At 56.3% G+C, this 4,741-nt stretch carries 8 protein-coding genes; 4 read left to right on the top strand and 4 right to left on the bottom strand.

Features of this window, described 5'->3' with window-relative positions:
* Positions 1–388, top strand: a 388-nt coding sequence (locus ACOCD2_RS12720) for a transposase (RefSeq protein WP_294058830.1), incomplete at its 5' end; no start/stop codon positions are given.
* 229 nt (positions 389–617) lie between these two features.
* Here ACOCD2_RS12720 and ACOCD2_RS12715 read toward each other — a convergent pair.
* From ACOCD2_RS12715 to ACOCD2_RS12700, 4 genes are all read right to left on the bottom strand, one after another.
* The gene (locus tag ACOCD2_RS12715; protein ID WP_293648590.1) at positions 618–764 is read right to left on the bottom strand and encodes a hypothetical protein; all 147 of its coding nucleotides are present in this window, start codon (positions 762–764) and stop codon (positions 618–620) included.
* 70 nt (positions 765–834) lie between these two features.
* Entirely contained in the window at positions 835–1,812 is a 978-nt protein-coding gene (locus tag ACOCD2_RS12710) for a serine/threonine protein kinase (RefSeq protein WP_293648593.1), read from the bottom strand.
* The gene (locus tag ACOCD2_RS12705) at positions 1,809–2,066 is read right to left on the bottom strand and encodes a glutaredoxin family protein (protein WP_293648596.1); all 258 of its coding nucleotides are present in this window, start codon (positions 2,064–2,066) and stop codon (positions 1,809–1,811) included. The genes ACOCD2_RS12710 and ACOCD2_RS12705 overlap by 4 nt, the downstream gene beginning before the upstream one ends.
* Positions 2,063–2,947, bottom strand: a complete 885-nt coding sequence (locus ACOCD2_RS12700; RefSeq protein ID WP_293648599.1) for a phosphoribosylaminoimidazolesuccinocarboxamide synthase — start codon at positions 2,945–2,947, stop codon at positions 2,063–2,065. Before ACOCD2_RS12700 ends, ACOCD2_RS12705 begins: the two co-directional genes overlap by 4 nt.
* A 38-nt stretch (positions 2,948–2,985) precedes the next feature.
* On the opposite strand from ACOCD2_RS12700, the gene ACOCD2_RS12695 reads away from it, so the two are divergent.
* The 3 genes from ACOCD2_RS12695 (at position 2,986) to ACOCD2_RS12685 (ending at position 4,566) form a co-directional block, all read left to right on the top strand.
* Positions 2,986–3,423, top strand: coding sequence for a hypothetical protein (locus ACOCD2_RS12695; RefSeq protein WP_293648602.1), 438 nt, complete (start codon positions 2,986–2,988; stop codon positions 3,421–3,423).
* A gap of 86 nt (positions 3,424–3,509) precedes the next feature.
* The gene (locus tag ACOCD2_RS12690) at positions 3,510–3,932 is read left to right on the top strand and encodes an MbcA/ParS/Xre antitoxin family protein (protein WP_293648605.1); all 423 of its coding nucleotides are present in this window, start codon (positions 3,510–3,512) and stop codon (positions 3,930–3,932) included.
* A 304-nt stretch (positions 3,933–4,236) separates the two neighbouring features.
* Positions 4,237–4,566: a hypothetical protein gene (locus ACOCD2_RS12685; protein WP_294106866.1), complete on the top strand. Its 330-nt coding sequence runs from the start codon at positions 4,237–4,239 to the stop codon at positions 4,564–4,566.
* The last annotated feature ends 175 nt before the right edge of the window (positions 4,567–4,741 follow it).

Genomic DNA, 4,741 nt, shown 5'->3' with positions numbered 1-4,741 from the left:
CCCCCGTGACGCGGATGCCCAACATTTATACGAAGATCTTTACTGTGCCCGTGGCGAGATGGAGAACCGGATCAAGGAGCAGCAACTGGGACTGTTCGCCGATCGCACCAGCAGTGCCACCTTACGGGCGAACCAGCTGCGGCTGTACTTCTCTTCCTTTGCCTATGTCCTGCTGCATGGCCTGCGCCGGCTGGGCCTGACCGGTACGGCATTTGCCAAAGCCCAGAGCACGACGATCCGCCTGAAGCTCCTCAAAATCGGCGCCCGCTTGCGCCTGACGGCGCGTAAGGTCTGGCTGTCCTTCTCGGAAGCGTACCCCTACGCCAGTGATATTGCTCAGATCCTGGCCAATCTCAAGCAGCATCCTGCTTGGTCGCCGCCTGGATAGGTTCTTCCGTCCCCAACAACATCGGCTCAAAGAATCAGTCCTGGGTGCTGAGGGACTGGTGCGTCTGTTCTGTCAAAAAAACATCCTCCAGAGCTCCTGAGAGAGCGAAAAACACGAGAATCTCTTCTCTTGGCGAGTACCTTGGCACGAGAAATGGGCTATCGGGCTATCTTGGTCACGTCCCGGCGCCCAAAAACGCCGGAACCAGGGGATCGGTGAGCGATGCGGGCTAGCCCAGCAGGCTCGGGCCGAGTACCACGCCGGCGGTCAGTTCACCGATGACGGCAGGTGCGCCCAGACGTACGGCAATCTTGGCAAACAGCCTGGCCGTAACCAGAATGATCAGCAGATAGAGGAAGAAAGTGTGGGTTTCCATGGCGGACTCGGTGAGCTATGGTCGCCCCCTCCGGGCGTCGTCTATCTCCCTGGTAACGGTCGGGTTGCTGTCAGAATAGCATGAGTGCAGGCTGGTCGAGCAGTTCCTTTTGTTGCACCAGAATGGCAATCTGTTCCTGCCAGTAGGCGCCGGTATTGAACCAGGGAAAAGCCTTTGGGAAGGCCGGGTCGTCCCAGCGGCGGGCCAGCCAGGTGCTGTAGTGGATCAGGCGCAGGGTGCGCAGGGGTTCGATGAGCGCCAGTTCCCGTGTATCGAAATCATGAAAAAGGCGATAACCCTCGATGAGCTCACTGAGCTGCAGGGTCATTTCCTGGCGGTCACCGGAAAGCAGCATCCAGAAGTCCTGTATCGCCGGGCCGTTGCGGCAGTCGTCCATGTCCACGAAATGCGGTCCCTGGTCTGTCCACAGGATGTTGCCGGGGTGGCAGTCACCGTGGAGACGGAGCTGGTTGAAATGGTGACTGGAAAAGATTCCGTCGATGCGGGTGAGCAGATCTTCGCACAGGCTCAGGTAGGCATTGGCCGTTTCCAGTGGCAGCATCCCGGATTGCCGTAACCAGGCCAGGGACTGCCAGCCCAGGCTGTCCACACTGAGGGTTTCCCTGTGCACAAAAGGCCGGCTGGCACCAACGGCATGGATACGCCCGAGAAAGCGACCGATCCATTCCAGGTGATCGGGATCTTCCAGGTTCGGGCTGCGGCCACCCTGGCGCGGATAGAGGGCAAAGCGAAATCCCTGAAAGGCGAACAGGCTTTGCTGCCTGTTGTCCAGCAGGGGAGGTACTACCGGAATTTCCTGTGCCACCAGTTCAAGACTGTAGGCATGGTCTTCGAGTATGGCTTCATCGCTCCAGCGGTCCGGACGATAGAACTTGGCGATGATGGGTGCTTGCTCCTCCAGCCCGATCTGCAGCACGCGGTTCTCGTAGCTGTTCAGGGGAAGCAGGCTGCCGTTGACCTCAAAGCCGGCGCTTTCGACAGCGTCGAGGATCAGATCTGGAGACAGGCGATCATATGGATGACTCAAATGCTCACGCCAGCCTTGCGCAGTTGGGAAGGCAGTTGTTTGGGATTGAAACCCTGAATTTTTCGCTCACCCACCAGCAACAGGGGTACGCCGCGCCCGCCGTGGCGCTGAAAATCCTTGAGGGCGCGGGCATTGCGCTGCACGTCCATCTCCATGAAGCGGATCTGATGCTGCTGCAGCCATTGCTTGAGCTGGCGGCAATGGGTGCAGGAGCTGGTGCTGTACAGGGTGATGCGGGGCTGTTTGGTTTTCATTTGCCGGTAAGGCGCTGTTCGGCCTCGCGGTATTTTTCCGCTGTTTTGTCGATGATCTCCTGGGGCAGTTCCGGTCCCGGCGGCGTCTTGTCCCAGTCCAGGGTTTCCAGGTAGTCGCGTACGAACTGCTTGTCGAAGCTGGGTGGGCTGATGCCCGGCTGGTACTGGTCTGCCGGCCAGAAGCGCGAGGAGTCGGGCGTCAGGGCTTCATCGATGATATGCAGCCTGCCATCCCTGTCCAACCCGAACTCGAATTTGGTGTCGGCAATGATGATGCCTTTTTCGAGGGCATACTCGGCCGCTTCACGGTAGATCTGCAGGCTGGCGTCGCGTACCTGTTCGGCCATTTCGCGCCCCAAAAGGTTTACGGTGTGCTGAAAATCCACGTTCTCGTCATGAGCACCCATCGCCGCCTTGGTGGAAGGCGTGTAGATGGCCTCGGGCAGCTTGTCCGCCAGTTGCAGGTTGGCCGGCAGGTCGATGCCACATACCTGGCCGGTTTTCTGGTAATCTTTCCAGCCCGATCCGATGATATAGCCACGTACGATGGCTTCCACCGGCAGGGGTTCTAGGCGCCGCACAATGATGGCACGGTCCCCCAGCTGGGCTCTCTCGTCGTCATTGGTGACGACGGATTCGAGGGGAATGTCCGTGAGATGATTGGGGATCAGCTTCTCCATGCGACGGAACCAGAAGCTGGACACCCGGGTCAGCACCTCGCCCTTGCCGGGAATAGGCTGAGGCAGGATCACATCGAAGGCTGAGAGCCGGTCGGTGGTGACGATGAGCATGGTTTCATCGTCGACGGCATAGATGTCGCGCACCTTGCCGCGGTTCAAGAGCTCGAGGCCGGAAAGATCGGACTGGTACAGGGCGGTCATATCAATATCGACGCAAAGACAAAAAAGAGATTATACCCATGCATGAGCAAGCACACAGCGACTATCTGCAGGCTTTTCGCGGAAGCTTCACCTCCGCCCTGCGCTGGCACCATCTGGATGATCTGTGGGCGCGCCTGCGGGAAGCCCCTGAAGGCTGGTATGTGTACGCGGTGGGGCACGACGTTCCTGCTGTCCCTGCGTCCGGGAAGGAATTCCTGGCGTTTCTCGATGAAGTGGACAAACTGCTGCGCCAGGAGCATGACGAAGACTATTGCGGCATCGTTTATGCCGACAGCCTTGAAGCGCCTGCAATGGTAAAGATTTACGACCCCAACAATCTTGGTGTGGTGTGCGGATACAGTGACAATCCACCCCTGCCGGGTTGGGTGCTCAGCCGTATTCCACCGGTAGACCTCGAAGCGGACCGCCCCCTGCCCAACAACCGGAAACGCTGGTGGAAACGCCTGTTTGGCTAGGATCAGGCGCCTGAATTGGCAATTGCACAGATAACCAAGTAAAATAGTCAATTATTAGAGTCAAGAATATTCTATCGGAGTCGAGAATGAGTGAAGACAAGCAACAGCAGGCCATGGAGGACATCACCCGCGCGGTGATGAACCTGCTGGACAAGTGGAAACTGGACAACAAGACCATGCACCAGATCCTGGCCATGCCGGATGACGTGCGTACGCGCAGCTTTGCCAGTTTTCGCGATGGCAAGGCGGTATTTCCCAATCATCCGGACGTACTGCGTCGCTCCCAGTATCTTCTGCGCATCGCGGATGCCCTGCGTACTGCTTATCCCATGAATCCCAAGATGATCGGGCGCTGGATCCATCAGGGGCAGCGACGTTTTGGGGGCAGAACACCCATCTCTATGATCCTGAATGATGGTGAAACCGGACTGGTAACCGTGCTCTCCGAGCTGGACTGTACCTTTGCCTGGGATTGCACTGGCTCCAAGGCCGTTACCTGCGCAAAATAGCCTTTTTATGCACAATAAAGGGAAACCTGCGATGGTTTCCCTTTATTTTGTCTGTGGCTATGGGTTTTTATCTGCAAACGTCTAACTTACTGATATTTATATCATATTAAATTGTATTTTTTTGTACAATTTAAGCCCCGCAGTATCAATCGTGCTGTCTGATGTTTGTGCTCAATGATTACCCACAGAGTTATCCACAGTTGCTGTAGATATTGTTACAGAGTTGTTTCAATACAAGGATGGTAGCTTCTGTTGTGCATGTATTTTGCATTAAACCTGCTCTAACAAGCGTGTCTTCGGCCTCGTGATAGATTTTGGGACATCCCAGTCCCCAAAATCGACTCGGCCTTTGACAACCTATTGGTGCCCCAGCCGTCCTGGTCACCAAGCACTACGCAACAACTTCGCAAGCTCGTTGCTGCTCCGTACTTGTCTCCCAATGACTGGACGCCGCGTTCGGAGGCCTACTTTGTTTTCCCTCTGGCGCAAGGCACGCCGGGAAAACAGTGCGGCCTCGCGGCTACTTGGGTCTACCAGCCTTCGCTTCGCTCTCCATGGCTGGCAGCGGCTGTTGAATCGTTTTGCCCGGAAAGGTTACTCCATCGTTTTGATCGATTGCTCGCTTTTGTCTTGAGTGTCAGTGCAGCCCCCCAAAGCGCGGCTGGCGGCTAATATTGTATGGACGTGTGTTACTAGAGTTTAGAGTTTCAGAGGAGAAAAACCACTAAAAATCTCAAAAAATAGTTGACATAGCAAGGCGCGGCCTCTCAGAAGAGAAATCAACACAAACTTCTGGAGGCCGCTATGGA

The sequence above is a fragment of the Thiolapillus sp. genome (assembly GCF_048562965.1).
In the GTDB taxonomy this organism is placed as follows: Bacteria; Pseudomonadota; Gammaproteobacteria; order Chromatiales; family Chromatiaceae; genus Thiolapillus; species Thiolapillus brandeum_A.
Note: the sequence above shows the minus strand (reverse complement) of the source record. Positions and strands in the feature narration are given on the sequence as shown.